Here is a 19,271-nt window from a genome sequence, read left to right as displayed (position 1 = left end):
GACGGCGGCCCCGCCCCGTTCGTAGCGTCGAAGGCATGGACAACACGACATCAGGCAGCGGGCTCGCCGCCCGCGTCACGCACCTCACGAAGACGTACGGATCGGGCGACGGATCCGTCCGCGCGCTCGACGACGTCACCGTCGGGATCCGCCGCGGCGAGTTCACCGCGATCATGGGGCCGAGTGGATCGGGCAAGTCGACCCTCATGCACATCATGGCCGGCCTCGACGAGCCGACGAGCGGGCGCGCGTGGATCGGCGACACCGAGATCACGGGCCTCGACGACCAGGCGCTGACGCTCCTGCGCCGTCGCCGCGTGGGCTTCGTGTTCCAGGCGTTCAACCTCGTGCCGACGCTCGATGTGCGCGCGAACATCCTCCTGCCGTTCGACCTCGACGGGCGCCGTCCGACGGTGGCCGAGAGTGAGCGGATCCGAAATCTCGTCGCGACGCTGGGGCTCGAGGAACGGCTCACGCACCGTCCTCACGAGCTGAGCGGTGGCCAGCAGCAGCGCGTCGCGATCGTGCGCGCTCTTGCGACGGGGCCCGATCTCGTGTTCGCGGACGAGCCGACGGGCAACCTCGACTCGCGCACGGGCCGGGAAGTGCTCGAACTCCTGAGCCGAGCGAGCGGGGAGCGCGGCCAGAGCATCGCCATGGTGACGCACGACCCGATCGCGGCGAGCCACGCCGATCGCGTGCTGTTCCTCGGCGACGGCCGTGTCGTCGCCGACAAGTCGCGCCAGACACCGGACGAGATCTCCGCGCACATGCTGCGCACCGAGCAGGAGCAGGCGAGGTCGGCGGCATGAGCGCTATCGCCCTCGACGCGCCCTCCCGGCGCGTCTCCTTCGGCTTCCTCCGCGAGCGCGGCATGGGCGCGAGCGTCCTCGTCGCGGCGCTGTCGTCGGCTTTCGGCGTGACGCTGCTCGCGGCGACGGCGTACATCGGATTCCTCGCGAAGTCCGCTCTCGGCGAGGGCGGCACGGTCCAGGCCATGGTTGGGATCCTCAGCGGCGTGTTCATCATCATCGCGATGTACGTCGGCGCGATCGTCACGGCCAACACTTTCTCCACGATCGTGGCGGGACGCACGCGGCAGATCGCCCTCCTGCGGCTCGTCGGCGCGACCGCGCGGGGCGAGCGCCGCCGCGTCGCGGGCCAGGGCCTTGTCGTTGGCGCGATCGGCGCGGCGATCGGCCTCGTCGTCGGTGTCGGCGCCGCCTTCGCCGGCACGGCCGCCGCGGGCGCGCTCATCGACGCACCGCCGTATCGCGACCCGCTGGCGGCGTGGATGCTGTTGCCCGCCGCGGCGGTCGTGCTGACGACATGGGCGGCCGCATGGGGCGGATCCCGTCGCGTCCTGTCCGTGACCCCGCGCGAGGCGCTGGGCGGATCCGTGGAACGCACGCACGAGGAGGCGAGCGGACGCCGTGCGCGAAACGGCGTGGCGGTCGTGATCGCCCTGCTGGGGATCCTCCTGCTCATCGGAGGCGTGCTCGCCGGGCTGTTCACCCCTCTCGCGGTCCTGATCTCGTTCGTCGGAGGACTGCTGTCGTTCACGGCGCTCGTGATGGGATCCACGGCCGTCATGCCGCCCGTCCTGCGCCTCGTGGGGCGCGCGTTCGGCGGATCCGCGACGTCGCGCATGGCGGCCGAGAACGCGCTGCGGTATCCCGAGAGGTCGAGCCGGATGTCGATCGGCGTGGTCGTCGGGGTGACGCTCGTGACGATGTTCGCGGTCGCGAGCGAGACGCTGAAAGCCGTCGTCCTCGGCGGGCTCACGGCCGACGAAGCCGAGGAGCTGGGGTTCTCGACCTTCCTCGACACCTTCTCTGGCGTGATGATGGGCCTCGTCGCGTTCTCCGCGATCATCGCGGCCGTCGGGCTCGTGAACCTCCTCACGATCGGCGTCGTGCAGCGCCGCACCGAGCTGGGGCTGCTGCGGGCGCTCGGCCTGTCGAACGGCCAGATCCGGCGGATGGTGCTGCTCGAGGCGGCGCACATCACGGTCGCGTCGACGGCGCTCGGTCTCGTGCTCGGCATCTTCTACGGCTGGGCGGGCGCCCAGTCGACGATGGGATCCGTGCCGGAGGGCGGCCTCATGGTGCTGCCGGCCGTTCCGTGGATCCCGGTGGCGATCGTCGTCGCCGCGATGGCCGCCCTCACGTTCGTCGCGGCCGTCGCCCCCACACGTCTCGCGACCCGCATCTCGCCGGTCGAGGCCCTCGCGGTGGAGTAACCATGGGTCGCCAGAGAATGCCAGTGCGCGTGCCGCGCGACTGACATTCTCTGGCGACCCAATACGGGGGTGGCAGACGGCGAAGGCGGATTCCTAATCGATGTGCGGCATCGCGTTCGGATCCTCGAACACGGCGGTCGCGTCGTGGAACGCCTGCGCGAGGGCGTCGCGCACCGCGATGATCCCCTTCGCATCACTCGAGGACTCGCGGGCGGCGGTGAAGATCTCGCGGGTGGGGGAGCCGGGAAGGTCGATGAGTCGCACGGGGCTCTCGTCGCCCGCGAGCAGCTGTTCGGGCAGCAGGCCGACGGCGTGGCCTGCCGAGATGAGGCGCACCTGCGCGAGGAGGTCGGCGGCGCTGTAGCGCACATCGGGCTCGAAGCCGGCGCCGCGGCACTGCTGCACCGACCAGGTGCGCACGGCGGTGCCGATCGGCTCCATGATCCACGGTTCGGCGGCGGCGTCTGCGAGCGAGCGGATGGGGGAGTCGGGGCTGACGGCGAGGCGGATGGGATCCCTGCCGAGCGTCACACGGTCGAGCCCCGCGCGGTGCTCGCGGGTGTGTCCGGGGTACTGCTCGGCGATCACGAGGTCGAAGCCGCGCGCCTCGACCTCGAACAGGCCCTCCTCGGGCGGCAGCACCCACGCCTCGACGCGCATCCCGGGGTGCGTGACGGCGAGCATGTCGAGCATGCGCGGCAGCAGCGCGCGGGCCGAGGTCTGCAGGGCGGCGATTCGGACGGGCGCGGGCATGGGGTTGTCGACGTCGATGTCGGCGCGGGCGCGTTCCTCGAGGGCGAGCACGTTCGCCGCGTGCGCCGCGACGGTCTCGCCCTGCGCCGTGAGGCGCACGCGGCGCCCGTCGGCCTGCAGAAGGGGCGCGCCGACCTCGCGTTCGAGCTGGGCGAGCTGCTGTGACACGGTCGACGGCGAGTAGCTCAGCGCTGTCGCGACCGCCGTGATCGTGCCGCGCAACTGAAGCTCGCGCAGCAGCAGCAGTCGGTGCGTGCTCCAGCCCGTGCTCATTCTTCGACAGTAGCGAACGGATCCGTTCGAGTTCATGGGGTGTTTCCGGCGCGTCCGGAGGAGCACCATGGGTGCACCGCGTTCGCGATGACGGGAACGCCAGGAGCGAAGCTGTGCCCCGCCAGCACCGGTGCTCCGGAAGTTCCATAGCATCTCTCGCGATCGTTCGAAGTTTCCGAACGGATCCCTTCGAAACTGTGTGCTTTACCTGATGGTTCACAGGGCGCACGATTGAGGGACCGAGACCCGAAAGAGGTGAACTTCATGACCATCGAGCCGCGAAACCACGCGCAGTTCCAGGCCCCAGACACGACAGGAGCCGCTATGCATCCCGCCGTCGATCAGGCGCTCGCCGATCAAGCGATCGCGCAGGTCCGCACGTGGCTCGAAGCCGCCCGCGGCGAGAAGGTCGATGCCGCCGCGAAGAACCTCGCCGGCGTGCTCAGCGACCCCCAGGGTCTCGACTTCGCCGTCGGGTTCGTCGACGGCGTCGTGCAGCCCGAGGACGTCCACGTCTCGGCCCGCAACTTCCGTCGCGTCGCGCAGAACGTTCCCGCGTTCCTCCCCGCGCCCCTGCGCGGGCTCGTCCGCCTCGGCGGATCCGTCGCCACGACGTTCCCGCACATCGTCGTCCCCATCGCGCGCCGCGTGCTGCGCGAGATGGTGCGTCACCTCATCGTCGACGCGAGCGAGAACAAGCTCGGCCCCGCCCTCGCGAAGATCGGCGGCGAGGGCACCCGGCTCAACGTCAACCTGCTCGGCGAGGCGATCCTCGGCCAGCGCGAGGCGGAGAAGCGCGTGGCCGGCACGATCCGCCTCATCGAGCGCGACGACGTCGACTACGTCTCGATCAAGGTGTCGTCGACCGTCGCCCCGCACAGCCTCTGGGCGCACGATCAGGCCGTCGACGAGGCTGTCGAGGCGCTCGCACCGGTCTACCGCGTCGCGCGCGAGAACGACACCTTCCTCAACCTCGACATGGAGGAGTACAAGGATCTCGACCTGACGCTCGACGTCTTCCAGCGGATCCTCGACCGCGACGAGTTCCAGACGGTGCGCGCAGGTATCGTCCTCCAGGCATACCTGCCGGACAGCCTCGGCGCCATGATGCGCCTGCAGGAGTGGGCCGCGCAGCGCGTCGCGAACGGCGGATCCCCCGTGAAGGTGCGCGTCGTCAAGGGCGCGAACCTGCCGATGGAGCAGGTCGACGCCGAAACCCACGACTGGCCGATGGCCACGTGGCCGACCAAGCAGCACACCGACGCCGGGTACAAGCAGGTGCTCGACTACGCCCTCACGCCCGAGCGCATCGCGAATGTGCACATCGGCATCGCGGGCCACAACCTCTTCGACATCGCGCTCGCGAAGCTCCTCTCCGAGAAGCGCGGCATCCGCATCGAGCCGGGATCGGGCGTCGAGTTCGAGATGCTCCTCGGCATGGCGACGCAGCAGGCCGCGGTCGTGCGCCGCGACGTCGGCGAGCTGCTGCTCTACACGCCCGTCGTGCACCCCGACGAGTTCGACGTGGCGATCGCATACCTCATCCGCCGTCTCGAAGAGGGCGCGAGCTCCGACAACTTCATGTCGGCCGTGTTCGACCTCGACCGCGACGAGCGGCTCTTCCAGCGCGAGAAGGAGCGCTTCCTCACCTCGATCGAGATGATGCCGACCGAGGTGCCGACGCCGAACCGCGTCATGGATCGCTCGCAGCCGCAGCCCGAAGGGCCCCGTGGCGAGTTCCACGGCACCCCGGACACGGATCCGGCCGTCGCCGCGAACCGCGAATGGGCCGCGGGGATCCGGTCGCGCATGGAGGCGTCCGAGCTCGGGAACGCGACTCTCGCGGACGCGACGATCCGCGAGCCCGAGGCGCTCGACGGGCTCATCGAGGACGCCGCCTCGGCCGCCGAGGCGTGGACCGCGCGCCCCCTCGCCGAGCGCGTCGAGATCCTGCACCGTGCCGGTGACGCGCTCGAGAAGCACCGCGCCGACCTGCTCGAGGTGATGGGATCCGAGTGCGGCAAGGTGGTCGAGCAGGGCGACCCCGAGGTGAGCGAGGCCATCGACTTCGCGCACTTCTACGCCCGCAGCGCCGAGCTACTCGCCGACGTCGACGGAGCCCAGTACACCTCCGCAAAGGTGACGGCCGTCATCCCGCCGTGGAACTTCCCCGCCGCGATCCCCGCAGGCGGCGTCCTCGCGGCGCTCGCCGCAGGATCCGCCGTCGTCTTCAAGCCCGCACGCCAGGCGGCCCGCACCGGTGCCGTCATCGCGGAGGCGCTCTGGGAGGCAGGCGTCCCGCGCGACGTCCTGCGCCTCGTGAAGCTCGAGGGGCGCGAGCTGGGATCCCAGCTGCTGTCGCACCCGACGGTCGACCAGGCGATCCTCACGGGCGCCTACGAGACGGCCGAGCTGTTCCGCTCGTTCCGTCCCGAACTGCCGCTGCTCGCGGAGACGAGCGGCAAGAACGCGCTCATCGTCACGCCGAGTGCCGACTTCGACCTCGCCGCGAAGGACGCCGCTTACTCGGCGTTCGGCCACGCGGGCCAGAAGTGCTCGGCCGCATCGCTCATCGTGCTTGTCGGATCCGTCGCGAAGAGCGAGCGGTTCCGTCGCCAGCTGCTCGACGCGATCGAGGGCTACGAGGTAGGCATGCCCTGGACCGAGGGTGCGCGCATCGGGCCGGTCATCGCGCCCGCCGAGGGCAAGCTGCTGCGCGGCCTGACCGAGCTCGAGCCGGGGCAGAAGTGGCTGCTCGAACCGAAGCAGCTCGGCGACGCGCTGTGGACGCCGGGCCTGCGCGAGGGCGTGAAGCCCGGAAGCGAGTTCCACATGACCGAGTACTTCGGTCCCGTCGCCGGCATCATCGAGGCCGAGACGCTCGAGGAGGCCATCGAGATCGTCAACGCGGTCGAATACGGCCTGACCTCGGGCCTGCACTCGCTCGACGTCGACGAGATCCAGACTTGGCTCGGATCCATCCAGGCCGGCAACGCCTACGTCAACCGCGTCATCACGGGCGCGATCGTGCAGCGTCAGCCCTTCGGTGGCTGGAAGAAGTCGGCGGTCGGCGCCGGCACGAAGGCCGGCGGCCCGAGCTACCTCTTCGGGCTCGGCACCTGGACCGACGCGCCGGTCGAGGGCGAGGTCACACGAGACGCGGCCGTGCGCCGCGCCGCCAAGGCGGTGCCCGCGGAGGACCGCGAGTGGCTCGAGACGGCGCTGGGAACCGACATCGCCGCATGGCACGACGAGTTCGGCGTGGCGCGCGATGTGCAGGGCCTCGAGCTCGAGCAGAACGTACTGCGCTACGTGCCGACGGCCGTAACCGTGCGGTACGAGGGATCCCGCATCGCAGAGCTCGTGCGCGTCGTCGCGGCGGGTGTGCGGATCGGCGCCCCCATCACGGTCTCGAGCGCCGAGCCGCTGCCGCGCGAGGTGCGCGAGTACCTCGCGGAGGCCGGCGTCGCCGCGCACGTCGAGGACGCTGAAGCGTGGTCCGCGCGTGCCGCGTCGTACACGGAGACGGGGGCGCGGATCCGCCTCATCGGAGGATCCGCGGATCCGATCATCGAGGCGACGAAGGGCGAGCCGAACATCGCGATCTACGGCCACGACGTCACGTCGGCCGGACGCGTCGAGATGCTTCCGTTCGTGCGCGAGCAGGCCGTGTCGATCATGGCGCACCGCTTCGGCAACCCGCGCCGCTACGAGGTGCCGGTCGTCGCGGGCGGCGCAAGCGACCTCGTCGCCCGCTGAGCCCCACCCCTCCCAACACAACGCAGTCGATCCGTACGGATCGTGCCGGCAGCGGCGCGATCGGGCCTTCCCGGCGTCGGATTGACTGCGTTGTGTTTTGTGGGCCGGCAAGCTGCGGTGGCTCACACAGCGCCGTCCGGTCATCCTCTGATTCCACCCCCTTCCAACACAACGCAGTCGATCCGTGCGGATCGTGCCGGCAGCGGCGCGATCGGGCCTTCCTGGCGTCGGATTGACTGCGTTGTGATGGCAGGTCAGCGTGCTCACATTCGCCGAATGTGGCGGATTTCTCCACAATCGGGGGTTCAGCGCCTGCACGGCACGGCGAAACAGAGCACTGTTTCGGGGCATGACCAGCATGGAGATCCCGCGCAGCTACTCGTATCAAGACCTACGTGCCGACGGGATGACGCGTGAGACCATCCGCGCGAGCGTCGACGTCGGGCTCCTCTTCCACGCGCGGCGAGACGTGTACGTCCGACGTGAATACTCGGATCGCGTGCTGCGTGCGGCGCGGGTCGGCGGACGGGTCGACTGCGTGTCGATGCTGCGCGAGAACGATGTCTATGTGTTCGCCGCGGAGGATTCGCTTCATGTGCAGATCCCGCGCCATCGCTCCCGACTCCGTTCCCCCAGGCGGCGAGGCACACCGCTCGACCGAACGGCTCACCGCATCGTCGTACATTGGCGGGACGACCCATCGGACGCCGACTCTCTGTTCGCGGATCCCGTGCACGCTCTCGCTCGGGCCGTCGGCTGTCAGCCCGTACGCCCCGCGATCGCGACGCTCGACTCCGCCCTGAACACCGGCTTCATCTCTGAGCACCAGCTCGACGCGGTCTTCGCCATGATCCCGCTGCGCCGGCACTCTATCCGCGCGGCCATCGACGGACGAGCCGAGGCGGGACCCGAGACCTTCGCCCGCCTGCTCTGTCGCACATTCGGCGTCAGCGTCGAGCTGCAGGTCGACATCGCGGGCGTCGGGCGTGTGGATCTCGTGGTCGACGGATGGATCATCGTCGAGTGCGACAGCCGGGCCTTTCACGGCGGGTGGGAAATGCAGGAGCGCGATCGGCGTCGAGACCTCGCGGCCGCGAGGCTCGGGTACACCACGCTCAGGCCGACGGCGAACCAGCTCTCTTGGGAGTCGGGGCTCCTCCTGGACGCTCTATCCGGGCTCCTCGTCCGCGGACCCCAGCAACACGGCGCAGTCAAAGCGCGACGCCGCCGGCGCTGACGGGGTGGAGCCACCGCCTCATGCGACAGATTGACTGCGTTGTGATGTGGGGCCCCGCGCAATACGCGAGCAGCCCAACACACAACGCAGTCAATCTGAGGCGGGAAGTGCCCCGGAGGGGGATCTGGGCGGTTCGCCGCTCGTATTGACTGCGTTGTGATGTGGCGGTCGGGGTCACTCCCGGACGACGCCGCCGTCGGGCGCCAGCACCCACCAGATCTCGCCCACGGCCTGGCCGGCCACGTCGCCGGGCTCGGCGTCGCCCGCGAAGTAGTACAGCGGCCAGCCGTCGAGGGTGAGCTGGGTGGATCCGTCGGTGCCCGTGATCGTGCCGATCTCGCCCGTGACGCCGGAGACGGCGACATCCGTCGCATCCTGCTCGGTCGTGACCGGGGGCCAGTTCTCGAGGCAGTCGCCCTCGCACGTGCTCTCGCCCGAGCCCTGCGTGTCCTGATCGAACATGTACACCGTGAGGCCTTCACCGTCGACGACGATCTCGCCGAGATCGGACTGAGCGGTGGAGAGTGAGGTCTGTTGCATATCGTCCATGGGCTCGTCCTCGGCGGGGGCCCCGTAGCCGCCGCCCGACGTTCCGGACATGTCGCCGCATCCGGACAGCCCGATCGCCAGCGCGATCGCGGCGCCCGCGGCGGCTGATCTTGCGATGGAATTCATGACGTGTCTCCTCGACCCGGACCTCGATGGTCCGTCATGGGGAACACGACGTGCCTCGCCGGAGAGTTCACTCTCCGATCGCATCCGCCGGATCGCCCTGCAGCAGCACGGCGTCGTTCGCGATCGAGCGCACCTCGATCGAGGCGATCTCGTCGGGTGAGAGCTCCGTTCCGGCGCTGAGTTCGGCGGTGGATCCGGCATACGCGCGCCACGTGGACAGCTCGCTCTCCGTGCCGTCGGCCGCGACGACGACGAGGGCGTATCCCCATCCGTCGGCCGGGGCACCGGGCATCTGCTCGTAGCGGCATGTCATGTCGACGCGCGTACCCCACGGCACGTCGGTGAGGGCGACGGACGCCGAGACCGGCACGTCGACGACGGCCTCGAGCGCGAGCGTGTCGCCCGGCGGATCCTCGGGGCTGCCGCCCGAAACCAGCAGCGGAATCGCGATCGCGGCAGTGAGCGCCACGACCGCGGCCGCGCCGACGACCGCACCGACGACGCGGCGGCGGCGATGACGCGCGCTGGCGAAGTCGACGATCCGCGCGCGGGCGTCCGCGTCGTTGCCCGGGACCGCCGGTTCCAACGGATTCACCTTCCGGACAGCGCCCAGGGACCGTGCGTGCGCACCCGTCGGACGCCCTCGCACTTCGTCCATGCTTACCGGATTCGCGCTCGTGTCGTGCGCGCCCTGCGCGGTCCGGAGGTTCTCGCCCGCGTCTGTATCCGAAGGCCCCGCGACGCTTGCATGTGCGTGGTCCGGATCCGTCGGGTTCGTATCGGATCCCGCGGCTCCTGCGGGATCCGCGCCGACGGCGGCGAGCCCCTCCGCGCGCTCGCGCGGGACGCGCGACAGCAGCCCCGGCAGCGGCGCGAGCTCGGTGAGGGAGGCGCGGCAGGGACCGCACTCCTCGAGGTGCTCCTCGAATCGCGCGCGATCGGCCGGGCTGAGCGCCCCGAGCACATACGCGGCGTCCCACTCGGCGAGCTCTTGGTGGCTCATCGCGTCACTCCCTTCTCCTGCAGCGCGAGGCGCAGGGCGCGCAGTCCGTAGTGCAGGCGTGATTTGACGGTGCCGGAAGGCACGTCGAGTTCGGCCGCGATCTCGGCGACGGTGCATCCGCCGTAGTAGGCGCGGACGACGACGATCCGGTGTGCGTCGCTCAGCGAGCAGAGTGCCTCCTCGATGAGGATCGCGTCGAAGACGGCGTCCGTCGCGTCGCGCACGGCGGTGTCGGGCGGATCCGCGACGGCGTTCTCATGCCGGGCGTGCGCGCTGCGCGCCTCGTCGACGACGAGGTGCCGCGCCACGGTGTACATCCACGAGCGTACGGACGACGGATCCTCGGCAAGGATCTTCGGTGTGCGCCAGGCCCGCAGCAGGGTCTCCTGGACGACGTCGTCGGCACCCGCCGCATCGCCCGTGAGGTGCACGACGTATCGGCGCACGGGCGCCGCATGGGCGTCGAAGAGCGCGCCCAGTCGCTCGGCGTCGTCGTCCGGCATCTGCCACCTCCTGTGGTGACACGAGGCGGGGCCCGCAGGGGTTCACCTGAACTCGAGCGGGCGCGGGCTCGTGTCACGAGTATGGACCTCACCGAGCTCGACGTCATGGGGTTGCCGCTGCATCCCCTCATCGTTCACGCCGTCGTCGTGCTGCTGCCGCTTGCGGCGCTCGCGCTCGTCGTCGGCACGATCTGGCCGGCCGCGCGACGGCGACTCGGTGTCGTGACGCCCGGCCTCGCCCTGGTTGTGCTGGTGCTGATGCCCCTCACCTTCCTTTCCGGGGAATCGCTGAAGGCCGATGTCGGCCCGGTGCCGTCCGTGCTCGCGCACGAGGACCTCGCCCGGATGCTCCCGCCGTGGGCGATCGCGCTGGCCGTCGTCGCGGTGGCGCAGTGGGCGTGGTTCCGGTGGCGCCCCGCGCCGCGCGGCGAGCGGCCCCCGGTGTCGCACCGCGCGATCACCGTCGCGCTCGCCGCGGCCGCGATCGTGGTGGCGGTGGGCAGCACCGTCCTCGTGATCCTCATCGGTGAGGCCGGCGCCCGCTCCGTGTGGGGATGAGGGCTGCTCCAACACAACGCAGTCGATCTGGGCTGGAGAAGACGGATCCGGCCCGATTCGGCGACCTCTCCGCCGAATCGACTGCGTTGTGTTGGGGGCGCCGCGCTCAGGGGGTGCGCTGGAGCACAGCACGCAGAGTGTGGCTGTTCCAACACAACGCAGTCAATCCGGCCCGCAGCGGCGCACTTCGGCCTGTTCTCGCCCCTGTCGTGCCGAATTGACTGCGTTGTGATGCTGAGAGGCGGGTCAGAGCTCGGTCGTCAGGAACTGCTGGATGTGGCGGCGGGATCCTGCGACCATGTCGACGTCGAAGCCGTTGAGCCACATCACCTCGAGGCCTTCCGTCATCGCGAGTGACGAGAGCGCTGCCGCGCGGGCATCGAGGTCGGCGGGGGCGTCTCCATCCTCCGCAGCCTCGCGGAACGCCTTCTCGACGCCCCTCACCACCATCTGCTGGCGCTCGCGGAAGTGCTCGTGGGCCGGGTGGTCGGGGTTGATCGCTTCGGTCGACAGCATCCGGTAGGCCTGGATCATGCCGCGCTTGTCGAGCTGCGTCTCGGTGATTCGCGCGAGTGAGCGCAGGAACTCGATGCCCCGTTTGTCCGAGATGATGCGCTGCGCTTCTTCATCGCGTCGGTCGAGCACGGCCTGCAGCAGGGCCGTCTTGCCGCCCTTGAAATGGTGCAGGACGCCCGTCTGCGTCATGCCGACGCGGCGGGAGATCTCGCTGACCGAACTCGCCGTGTAACCCAGCTCGGAGAACACGGCGAAGGCCGCTTCGAGGATCTGCTCGCGCCGCGCGGCGGACTTCCGGTACTCGCCGCGACGGTACTCGACCTGTGAGCCACTCATGTGAGCCGACGGTAGCAGGCGGCGTGATGAAAATGTTGCAATTCGCCGAAATTGAAAATGTTGAGCGCTATAAGTTTTGGTGCTAGCGTCACCTCAGCTGCGGATCCCCGCGGCGCCTTCGACGGTGAAAGAGGAATGCGACGATGCATCGACGGATCACAGGAATCGCTGTGGCGGCCGCCGCAGCACTGACTCTCACGGCTTGCTCCGGCGGGTCGGACAGCGGATCGAACGGATCGGCGGGCGACGGTTCGTCCGACGACGGAGGGAACCTCCGTCTCGGTGCGGTCGTCGACGTCTCGACCTGGGACCCCGCGGAAGGGTCGTGGGGTAACGAGGCGCTCTTCTTCCAGGCGGTCTACGACACCCTGCTGCGGATGAACGCCGAAGGAGAGATCGAGCCCGGGCTCGCCGAGACGTGGGAGTGGGACGACGACCGGACGACGCTGACGCTCGATCTGCGTGACGGCGTCACCTTCTCGGACGGCGAGGAGCTGACCGCCGAGGTCGCCGCCGAGAGCGTGCTCGCCTATCGAGACGGGGCCGCACCCAACGCGGGCAACCTCTCCGATGTCGACGCGGTCGAGGCCGTCGATGAGGACACGATCGCGATCACGCTCTCGCAGCCCAACCCTGGGCTCGAGGCCTACCTCGCGCAGAACGCAGGCGTCGTCGGGTCCCCGGCCGCGACCGATCCCGCGACGACGCCCATCGGATCCGGTCCGTACGTCCTCGATCTCGAGGCGTCGATTCCCGGATCCCGCTACGAGCTGACGGCGCGCGAGGACTACTGGGACGAGTCGACCCAGCACTACGACTCGATCACGATCAACTTCTACGCCGACGCGACCGCGACGCAGAATGCCCTGCGCGACAGCCAGGTCGACTACTCGAACCTGAACAGCGTCTCGCAGCTGCCCGACGCGGAGGCTGCCGGATACACGGCGCACCATGCGCCGGTCAACTGGAAGGGGTTCATCCTCTCCGACCGCGAGGGCACGGTCAACGAAGCGCTCGGCGACGTGAAGGTCCGCCAGGCGATCAACTACGCGCTCGACCGCGATGCGCTCCTTGAGGCGATCGAGAGCGGACACGGCGAGCCGACCACCCAGATCTTCGGTGTCGACACCGAGGCGTACGACGAGGATCTCGAGGATCGCTACCCCTACGATCCCGAGAAGGCGAAGGAGCTGCTCGCGGAGGCGGGCTACCCCGACGGTGTCGAGATCGTGCAGCCCAAGACGAGCTTCACGCCGGCGTCGGACTACGAGCTCGTCTCGGGCATGCTCGCGGAGTCGAACATCACGCTCGTCGCCGACGAGGTCGGGTCGACGTTCATCGGCGATCTGCTCGGCGGCAAGTGGGGCGCGTTCCAGTTCGGGCTGAACCAGGAAGCGCTCGCATGGCAGACCTATGAGCAGGCCGTCGCCCCCGGCGCCGCGTGGAACGTGCAGCACGTCACCGACCCGACGGTGCAGGAGCTTGCCGAGCGCATGCGCCACGGTGGCGAGGATGCCGACGCGGCAGCGCAGGAGATGAACGAGTACCTCGTGGAGCAGGCGTGGTTCGCGCCGATCTATCGCGTCGACGGGGTCATCGTCACGGCCCCGGGCACGACCGCCACGCAGAAGGTCGGTCAGGCCGTTCCGAACCTGTGGGACATCGTTCCCGAGTGATCGACCGGGTGGCGGGGCGCGTGCTGCGCCCCGCCCCCTCCGACGAAGGCTGAGACATGCTGAACTTTCTCCTCAAACGCATCGCGTCCGGCGCAGTGCTGCTGATGGTCCTCGCGATCGCCGCGTACTTCCTGCTCCGGATGGGAACCGCCGACATCGCGCAGCAGATCGCGGGCCAGACCGCAGGCCCCGAGCAGGTGGCGATCGTCGAAGAGCGTTTCGGCCTCGACCGGCCGCTCGTCGAGCAGTTCGCGGCATGGGCCGCGGCGCTCGTCACGGGCGACATGGGGCGGTCCTGGTTCACGGGACAGCCCGTCGGCGCGACCGTCTTCGACCGCACGAGCGTCACGGTGATTCTCGCGATCGGATCCGTCCTGCTCACGGGGATCTTCGGTGTCGTCCTCGGCGTCGTCGCGGCCACCCGCCGTGGCGCCCTCGACCGGGTCGTGCAGATCCTCGCGGTCCTCGGCCAGGCGATCCCCGGCTTTCTCATCGCCGTCGGGCTCGTGCTCCTCTTCGCGGTGCAGCTCGACTGGTTCCCCGCGACGGGGTACACACCGTTCACCGATTCGCCGGGAGGCTGGCTGCAGTCGGTGACGCTTCCGATCCTCGCGCTCGCGATCGGATCCGTCGGCGGCGTCGCCCAGCAGGTGCGCGGATCCGTCCTCGACGTTCTCGGCCGCGATCACGTGCGCACGCTGCGCAGCCGCGGCCTGCCCGAGAAGCGCGTCGTCTACCGCTACGTGCTCCGCAACGCGGGCGGCCCCGCGCTCAGCGTGCTCGGCCTGCAGTTCGTCATCATCCTCTCGGCGGCCGTCGTCGTCGAGCAGATCTTCTCGATCCCCGGCCTCGGCCCCATCACGCTCACGAGCACGACGCAGGGCGATGTGCCGCTCATGATGGGCATCGTGCTCGTCATGGGCGCGATGGTCATCGTCGTCAACCTCATCGTCGACCTGCTTCAGGGCGTCATCAACCCGAAGGTGAGGCTGTCATGACCACGACCCTCGTCACCACGATCGCCCGCACGGGCGGCAGCGACCACGTTCTCGCGCGCCTCGTGCGCCACCCGCTGGGCGCGCCCTCGATCGTCTTCCTCGCGCTCGTCGCGCTCGTCGCGCTCGCGGCACCGTGGCTCGCACCGATGGATCCCACGGTCACCGATGTGCGGAACGTGTTCGGCGAACCGGGCGACGGGCACGCGCTCGGAACCGACAGTGCGGGGCGGGATGTGCTCTCGCGCCTCATCATCGGAACGACCTACTCGCTCGCGGGCGGCCTCGTCGTCGCGATTGTCGCGGCCGTCATCGGCGTGACGGGCGGACTCATCGCGGGCTATTTCGGCGGCTGGACGGACACCGCCGCCTCCTGGCTGACGTCACTCACGATGTCGCTGCCGGGCATGGTCGTCCTGCTCGCGGCGCGCGCCGCCTTCGGGCCGTCGATGTGGCTGACGATGGCGCTCTTCGGCGCGATCATCTCCCCCACCTACTACCGCGTCGTCTACAACTCGGTGCGAGCCGTGCGGAACGAGCTCTTCATCGACGCGGCGCGCACGAGCGGGCTCACGACCCCGGCGATCATCGGCCGCCACGTGCTCACGGCCGTGCGTGCGCCGATCATCCTGCTCACCTCCGGCATCATCGCGGGCGGTATCGGGATGATGGCCGCGCTCGACTTCCTCGGCCTCGGCTCGCCCGACACCCCGACCTGGGGACAGATGCTCAGCGAGGGCTTCTACCAGCTCACCCGAGCGCCCCAGCTCGTGCTCTGGCCGGCGCTCGCGCTCGGCCTGACGATGATCGCGCTCGTCCTGCTCGGAACGGCCCTGCGCGACGAGCTCGAGGGATCCCACGGATCCGCGAAGGCCGCCCGCGCGCCCTGGGGAGCCGAGCGCGCCCCCGAGAAGGCGATCGTCCATGAGGACGACGGCCAGGCGGATCCGCTCCTCGAGATCGAGAACCTCGCCGTCGCCTACCCGGGCGACGAGGGCTGGAAGACCGTCGTCCACGACGCGAACCTCACGGTCCGTCGCGGGCAGGTGCACGGGCTCATCGGCGAGTCGGGATCCGGCAAATCGCAGACGGCGTTCGCCGTGCTCGGCCTGCTCGCGACCGGCGGCCAGGTTGTGAACGGATCCATCCGCTTCGACGGCCAGGAGCTCACGGCGCTGTCGCCGCGCGAGATGAATCGGCTGCGCGGATCCCGCATCGCCTACGTGCCGCAGGAGCCGATGTCGAACCTCGACCCCGCCTTCACGGTCGGCGATCAGTTCACGGATCCGCTCCGCGTCGTGCACGGGATGTCGAAGGCCGACGCGAAGAAGAAGGCGCTCGACCTGCTCGCGACGGTCGGGATCCCGGATCCCGAGCGCACGTTCGCTGCGTATCCGCACCAGCTTTCGGGCGGCATGGCGCAGCGCGTGCTCATCGCGGCGGCCGTCGCCACCGAGCCCGATCTGCTCATCGCCGACGAGCCGACCACGGCCCTCGACGTGACGGTGCAGGCCGAGGTGCTCGATCTGCTGCGCGATCTGCGTGAGAAGAGCGGCATGTCGGTCCTCATCGTCACCCACAGCTTCGGCGTCGTCGCCGACATCTGTGACCACGTCTCGGTCATGCAGCACGGCGCGATCGTCGAGACCGGGCCGTGCCGGAGCGTGTTCGCCGATCCGCAGCACGAGTACACCCAGAGCCTGTTCCGATCGGTGCCGCGCGGCCAGCCGCGCCAGCCGCTCGAGGAAGGGAGCGACGCATGAGCCTCCTCACGGTCGACGATCTCGTCGTCGAGTACCCCGGGCGCGGGTTCCGCGCGAAGCCGTTCCGCGCCGTGCACGGCGTCTCGCTCGACATCCGCGCGGGAGAGACCGTCGGTCTCGTCGGTGAATCCGGATCCGGCAAGTCGACGATCGGGCGCGCGATCCTCGGTCTCGCGCCCGTCACCTCCGGGACGATCACCTACGCGGGCGAGGACATCAGCCACCCGACGCCGAAGCGGCGCCGCGAGCTGAGGCGCGAGCTGCAGGTCGTCTTCCAGGATCCGTACTCGTCGCTGGATCCGACCATGACGATCGGCGACATCCTCACGGAGCCCCTCGTCGCGCGCCAGACGCCGAAGGCCGAGGCGACCGCCCGCGTGCGCGAGCTGCTCGACGTCGTCCAGCTGCCGGGCGACGCGATCGAGCGGCGCCCGCGCGACTTCTCCGGCGGTCAGCGGCAGCGCGTCGCGATCGCCCGCGCCCTCGCGCTGGATCCGAAGCTCATCGTCGCCGACGAGCCCGTCTCGGCGCTTGACCTGTCGACGCAGGCGCGCGTGCTCGATCTGTTCCTCGAGATCCAGGAGCGCACGGGCGTCGCCTACCTGTTCGTCTCGCACGACCTCGCCGTCGTGCGCGAGATGGCGCACCGCGTCGCCGTCATGCGCCGCGGCGAGATCGTCGAGTTCGGAGACGGCGACGCGGTGACGTCCCACCCCGAACACCCCTACACGCAGCGTCTGCTGCTGTCGTCTCCTGTGCCCGACCCGGTGGCACAGGAGAAGCGCCGCGCCGAGCGCAGGGCATTGCAAGGAGAGAAATGACCTTCCCGACCGACTTCTACTGGGGCGTCGCCAGCGCCGGGCATCAGAACGAGGGCGACAACGTCCACAGTGATATCTGGACGCTCGAGCACACATCGCCGACGATCTTCCGCGAGCCGAGCGGACCCGCGTGCCGCGCCTACGAGATGTGGGAGACGGATCTCGACATCGTCCGCGACATGGGGCTGAACGCCTATCGGTTCAGCGTCGAGTGGGCGCGGATCGAGCCGGAGCGCGGCGTCATCGACACCGCCGCGCTCGACCACTACGAGCAGGTCGTCGACGGCGCGCTTGAGCGGGGCATCACGCCCCTCATCACCTTCTGCCACTTCGCGGCGCCGCACTGGTTCGCGGCGTCGGGATCCTGGATCGGGCCGGAAGCGCCCGAGCTGTTCGCGGCGCACTGCGACCGCGTGATGGAACGCATCGGCGACCGGATCGGCATGGCCATCACGCTCAACGAGCCGAACCTCGAACAGGTGCTGCAGGCGCTCGGGCACATGCCGCCCGAGGTCGAGCAGGCCAAGCGCGCGATGCTCGCGCAGGCGGCGAAGGACGCCGGCAGCGACTCTTACTACGCGGCGAACATCATCCCCGCCGACGATCAGGAGCTGCTGCGCGACGGCTTCCTCCGCGCCCACCGTGCCGGCAAGCAGGCGATCAAGGCGCGTCGACCCGACCTCCCCGTCGGCGTCTCGATCGCGATCGGCGACGAGATCGCGATGGCGGGCGGCGAACAGCGTCGCGACGCCAAGCGCGAGCAGGTCTACGAGTTCTGGCTGCGTGAGGCGCGCAGCGACGACTTCATCGGCGTGCAGAACTACGAGCGCGTGTGGCACGGGCCCGACGGCGAGGTGTTCCCCGACGGTCCGCGCAACGGCATGGGCACGGTCATCTCGCACGCATCGGTCGCGGGCGCAGCCCGCTACGCGCACGAGGTCGCGGGCGTTCCCGTGCTCGTGAGCGAGCACGGGATCCAGACCGACGACGACGCCGTGCGCGCCGACTTCATCCCTGCTTCGCTCGCCGAGCTCGCGATCGAGGCCGAGCGCGGCACGCCGATCCTCGGCTACTGCCACTGGACGCTCATGGACAACTTCGAGTGGATCTTCGGATACGGATCCAAGCTCGGGCTCGTCGAAGTCGACCGCGAGACCTTCGTGCGCACCCCGAAGCCGAGTGCCGGCGTCTACGCCGACGCGGTTCGCCGATACCGTGAGGCAACATGAAGATCGAACGGATTCCCCTCCGCGAGGGACGCGACGATGTCACGCTGACCACCTATGTGCTCGACGACTCGGCCGAGATGCTCGGCGGGGCCGCGCGCCCCGCCGTGCTGATCCTGCCGGGCGGCGGGTATCTCAGCTGCTCCGACCGCGAGGGTGAGCCCATCGCGATGGCATTCGCGTCGCTCGGCTATCACGCGTTCGTGCTGCGGTACTCGGTGTACGGCGAGGTCGACTTCACGCGGGCGATCGAGCCGCGCGAGCGATCGCAGTACCCGAATCCGCTCGTCGACGTGGGGCTCGCGATGCGAGAGATCCGCGAGCACGCGGGGGAGTGGTCGGTTGACGTCGACCGCATCGCCGTGTGCGGCTTCTCGGCGGGCGGGCACAACGCGTCGATGTATGCGACGCACTGGGACAAGCCCGTCATCACGGACGCCGTGGGCGAGGGCCTGCGGCCCGCGGCGCTCATCGCGGCGTACGCGGTCACCGACTACGTCGACGTCGTCGAGCGCGCCGGCGAGATGGCCGACATGGAGCGGACGATGCGCTTGGCCATCGCCACCGCGTATCTCGGCACGAGCGCACCCTCGCAGGAGGCCCTCGTCGCGGCGAGCCCCGCGCTGGTCGCCGACGAGAACACCCCGCCGTCATTCCTCTGGGGCACGGCGGGAGACACCCTCGTTCCGGCGCGGCACAGCATGCGCTTCGCCGAGCGTCTCGCCGACGTCGGCGTGCCGTACGAGCTGCACGTGTACGAGAAGGGCCGCCACGGGCTCTCGCTCGCGACGCAGGCGAGCGCCGGATCCCGCGGCGACATCGAGCCCCGTGCCGCCGACTGGTTCCGCCAGGCCGCGGCGTGGCTCGAGACCCGCTTCGCTCTCGACGTCCCCGCGCTCTCCGCCTGGGAACGCAAGGACACCTGACCCCTCCCC

At 69.8% G+C, this 19,271-nt stretch carries 16 protein-coding genes; 11 read left to right on the top strand and 5 right to left on the bottom strand.

Features of this window, described 5'->3' with window-relative positions; all coding sequences use genetic code 11:
• Window positions 1-35 precede the first annotated feature (35 nt).
• Both C0012_RS04270 and C0012_RS04265 read left to right on the top strand, forming a co-directional pair.
• Window positions 36-812: an ABC transporter ATP-binding protein gene (locus C0012_RS04270; RefSeq protein ID WP_110589598.1), complete on the top strand. Its 777-nt coding sequence runs from the start codon at window positions 36-38 to the stop codon at window positions 810-812.
• Complete coding sequence (locus tag C0012_RS04265) at window positions 809-2,242, top strand: ABC transporter permease (protein ID WP_110589599.1); 1,434 nt, start codon at window positions 809-811, stop codon at window positions 2,240-2,242. Before C0012_RS04270 ends, C0012_RS04265 begins: the two co-directional genes overlap by 4 nt.
• Before the next feature lie 93 nt (window positions 2,243-2,335).
• Here the strand turns inward: C0012_RS04265 and C0012_RS04260 are convergent, their stop codons facing one another.
• Window positions 2,336-3,268 carry a LysR family transcriptional regulator gene (locus tag C0012_RS04260; RefSeq protein ID WP_110589600.1) on the bottom strand — a complete coding sequence of 311 codons (933 nt, stop codon included), beginning with the start codon at window positions 3,266-3,268 and terminating at the stop codon, window positions 2,336-2,338.
• Window positions 3,269-3,532: 264 nt separating this feature from the next.
• Here C0012_RS04260 and C0012_RS04255 point away from each other — a divergent pair, with 264 nt between their 5' ends.
• Both C0012_RS04255 and C0012_RS04250 read left to right on the top strand, forming a co-directional pair.
• A complete protein-coding gene (locus C0012_RS04255) occupies window positions 3,533-7,027 on the top strand; it encodes a bifunctional proline dehydrogenase/L-glutamate gamma-semialdehyde dehydrogenase (RefSeq protein ID WP_110589765.1) in 3,495 nt (1,164 codons plus the stop codon).
• Window positions 7,028-7,376: 349 nt separating this feature from the next.
• Window positions 7,377-8,264, top strand: coding sequence for a hypothetical protein (locus tag C0012_RS04250; protein WP_162621890.1), 888 nt, complete (start codon window positions 7,377-7,379; stop codon window positions 8,262-8,264).
• Between the two features lie 174 nt (window positions 8,265-8,438).
• On the opposite strand, the gene C0012_RS04245 is transcribed toward C0012_RS04250, so the two are convergent.
• The 3 genes from C0012_RS04245 to C0012_RS04235 form a co-directional block, all read right to left on the bottom strand.
• Window positions 8,439-8,939, bottom strand: a complete 501-nt coding sequence (locus C0012_RS04245; protein ID WP_110589602.1) for a COG4315 family predicted lipoprotein — start codon at window positions 8,937-8,939, stop codon at window positions 8,439-8,441.
• 67 nt (window positions 8,940-9,006) lie between these two features.
• Window positions 9,007-9,942 (bottom strand): zf-HC2 domain-containing protein, encoded by a 936-nt coding sequence (locus tag C0012_RS15795; RefSeq protein ID WP_110589603.1) that lies wholly within the window; start codon window positions 9,940-9,942, stop codon window positions 9,007-9,009.
• Window positions 9,939-10,445 (bottom strand): sigma-70 family RNA polymerase sigma factor, encoded by a 507-nt coding sequence (locus C0012_RS04235; protein ID WP_110589604.1) that lies wholly within the window; start codon window positions 10,443-10,445, stop codon window positions 9,939-9,941. The genes C0012_RS15795 and C0012_RS04235 overlap by 4 nt, the downstream gene beginning before the upstream one ends.
• Before the next feature lie 81 nt (window positions 10,446-10,526).
• Between C0012_RS04235 and C0012_RS04230 the strand changes: the two genes are divergently transcribed.
• A complete protein-coding gene (locus C0012_RS04230; RefSeq protein WP_110589605.1) occupies window positions 10,527-11,003 on the top strand; it encodes a DUF2231 domain-containing protein in 477 nt (158 codons plus the stop codon).
• A gap of 246 nt (window positions 11,004-11,249) precedes the next feature.
• On the opposite strand, the gene C0012_RS04225 is transcribed toward C0012_RS04230, so the two are convergent.
• A complete protein-coding gene (locus C0012_RS04225; protein WP_110589606.1) occupies window positions 11,250-11,855 on the bottom strand; it encodes a TetR/AcrR family transcriptional regulator in 606 nt (201 codons plus the stop codon).
• Window positions 11,856-12,025: 170 nt separating this feature from the next.
• On the opposite strand from C0012_RS04225, the gene C0012_RS04220 reads away from it, so the two are divergent.
• From C0012_RS04220 to C0012_RS04195, 6 genes are read left to right on the top strand one after another with little or no spacing between them, the layout of a single operon-like run.
• A complete protein-coding gene (locus C0012_RS04220; protein ID WP_162621891.1) occupies window positions 12,026-13,531 on the top strand; it encodes an ABC transporter substrate-binding protein in 1,506 nt (501 codons plus the stop codon).
• A gap of 56 nt (window positions 13,532-13,587) precedes the next feature.
• Window positions 13,588-14,529 carry an ABC transporter permease gene (locus C0012_RS04215; RefSeq protein WP_110589608.1) on the top strand — a complete coding sequence of 314 codons (942 nt, stop codon included), beginning with the start codon at window positions 13,588-13,590 and terminating at the stop codon, window positions 14,527-14,529.
• Complete coding sequence (locus C0012_RS04210; RefSeq protein WP_110589609.1) at window positions 14,526-16,289, top strand: dipeptide/oligopeptide/nickel ABC transporter permease/ATP-binding protein; 1,764 nt, start codon at window positions 14,526-14,528, stop codon at window positions 16,287-16,289. The genes C0012_RS04215 and C0012_RS04210 overlap by 4 nt, the downstream gene beginning before the upstream one ends.
• Window positions 16,286-17,110: an ATP-binding cassette domain-containing protein gene (locus C0012_RS04205; RefSeq protein WP_110589610.1), complete on the top strand. Its 825-nt coding sequence runs from the start codon at window positions 16,286-16,288 to the stop codon at window positions 17,108-17,110. Before C0012_RS04210 ends, C0012_RS04205 begins: the two co-directional genes overlap by 4 nt.
• Window positions 17,107-18,339, top strand: coding sequence for a family 1 glycosylhydrolase (locus tag C0012_RS04200; protein ID WP_110589611.1), 1,233 nt, complete (start codon window positions 17,107-17,109; stop codon window positions 18,337-18,339). The genes C0012_RS04205 and C0012_RS04200 overlap by 4 nt, the downstream gene beginning before the upstream one ends.
• Window positions 18,336-19,262, top strand: coding sequence for an alpha/beta hydrolase (locus C0012_RS04195; protein ID WP_110589612.1), 927 nt, complete (start codon window positions 18,336-18,338; stop codon window positions 19,260-19,262). The genes C0012_RS04200 and C0012_RS04195 overlap by 4 nt, the downstream gene beginning before the upstream one ends.
• The last annotated feature ends 9 nt before the right edge of the window (window positions 19,263-19,271 follow it).

This window comes from Microbacterium suaedae, assembly GCF_003254645.1.
GTDB classification, from domain to species: Bacteria; Actinomycetota; Actinomycetes; order Actinomycetales; family Microbacteriaceae; genus Microbacterium; species Microbacterium suaedae.
The sequence above is the reverse complement of the archived record's forward strand: the minus strand, read 5'-3'. Positions and strand labels throughout refer to the sequence as shown.

Coding starts and splice junctions, on each gene's coding strand:
- C0012_RS04270 (WP_110589598.1), top strand. CDS start 36: ATGGACAACACGACATCAGGCAGCGGGCTCGCCGCCCGCGTCACGCAC.
- C0012_RS04265 (WP_110589599.1), top strand. CDS start 809: ATGAGCGCTATCGCCCTCGACGCGCCCTCCCGGCGCGTCTCCTTCGGC.
- C0012_RS04260 (WP_110589600.1), bottom strand. CDS start 3,268: ATGAGCACGGGCTGGAGCACGCACCGACTGCTGCTGCTGCGCGAGCTT.
- C0012_RS04255 (WP_110589765.1), top strand. CDS start 3,533: ATGACCATCGAGCCGCGAAACCACGCGCAGTTCCAGGCCCCAGACACG.
- C0012_RS04250 (WP_162621890.1), top strand. CDS start 7,377: ATGACCAGCATGGAGATCCCGCGCAGCTACTCGTATCAAGACCTACGT.
- C0012_RS04245 (WP_110589602.1), bottom strand. CDS start 8,939: ATGAATTCCATCGCAAGATCAGCCGCCGCGGGCGCCGCGATCGCGCTG.
- C0012_RS15795 (WP_110589603.1), bottom strand. CDS start 9,942: ATGAGCCACCAAGAGCTCGCCGAGTGGGACGCCGCGTATGTGCTCGGG.
- C0012_RS04235 (WP_110589604.1), bottom strand. CDS start 10,445: ATGCCGGACGACGACGCCGAGCGACTGGGCGCGCTCTTCGACGCCCAT.
- C0012_RS04230 (WP_110589605.1), top strand. CDS start 10,527: ATGGACCTCACCGAGCTCGACGTCATGGGGTTGCCGCTGCATCCCCTC.
- C0012_RS04225 (WP_110589606.1), bottom strand. CDS start 11,855: ATGAGTGGCTCACAGGTCGAGTACCGTCGCGGCGAGTACCGGAAGTCC.
- C0012_RS04215 (WP_110589608.1), top strand. CDS start 13,588: ATGCTGAACTTTCTCCTCAAACGCATCGCGTCCGGCGCAGTGCTGCTG.
- C0012_RS04210 (WP_110589609.1), top strand. CDS start 14,526: ATGACCACGACCCTCGTCACCACGATCGCCCGCACGGGCGGCAGCGAC.
- C0012_RS04205 (WP_110589610.1), top strand. CDS start 16,286: ATGAGCCTCCTCACGGTCGACGATCTCGTCGTCGAGTACCCCGGGCGC.
- C0012_RS04200 (WP_110589611.1), top strand. CDS start 17,107: ATGACCTTCCCGACCGACTTCTACTGGGGCGTCGCCAGCGCCGGGCAT.
- C0012_RS04195 (WP_110589612.1), top strand. CDS start 18,336: ATGAAGATCGAACGGATTCCCCTCCGCGAGGGACGCGACGATGTCACG.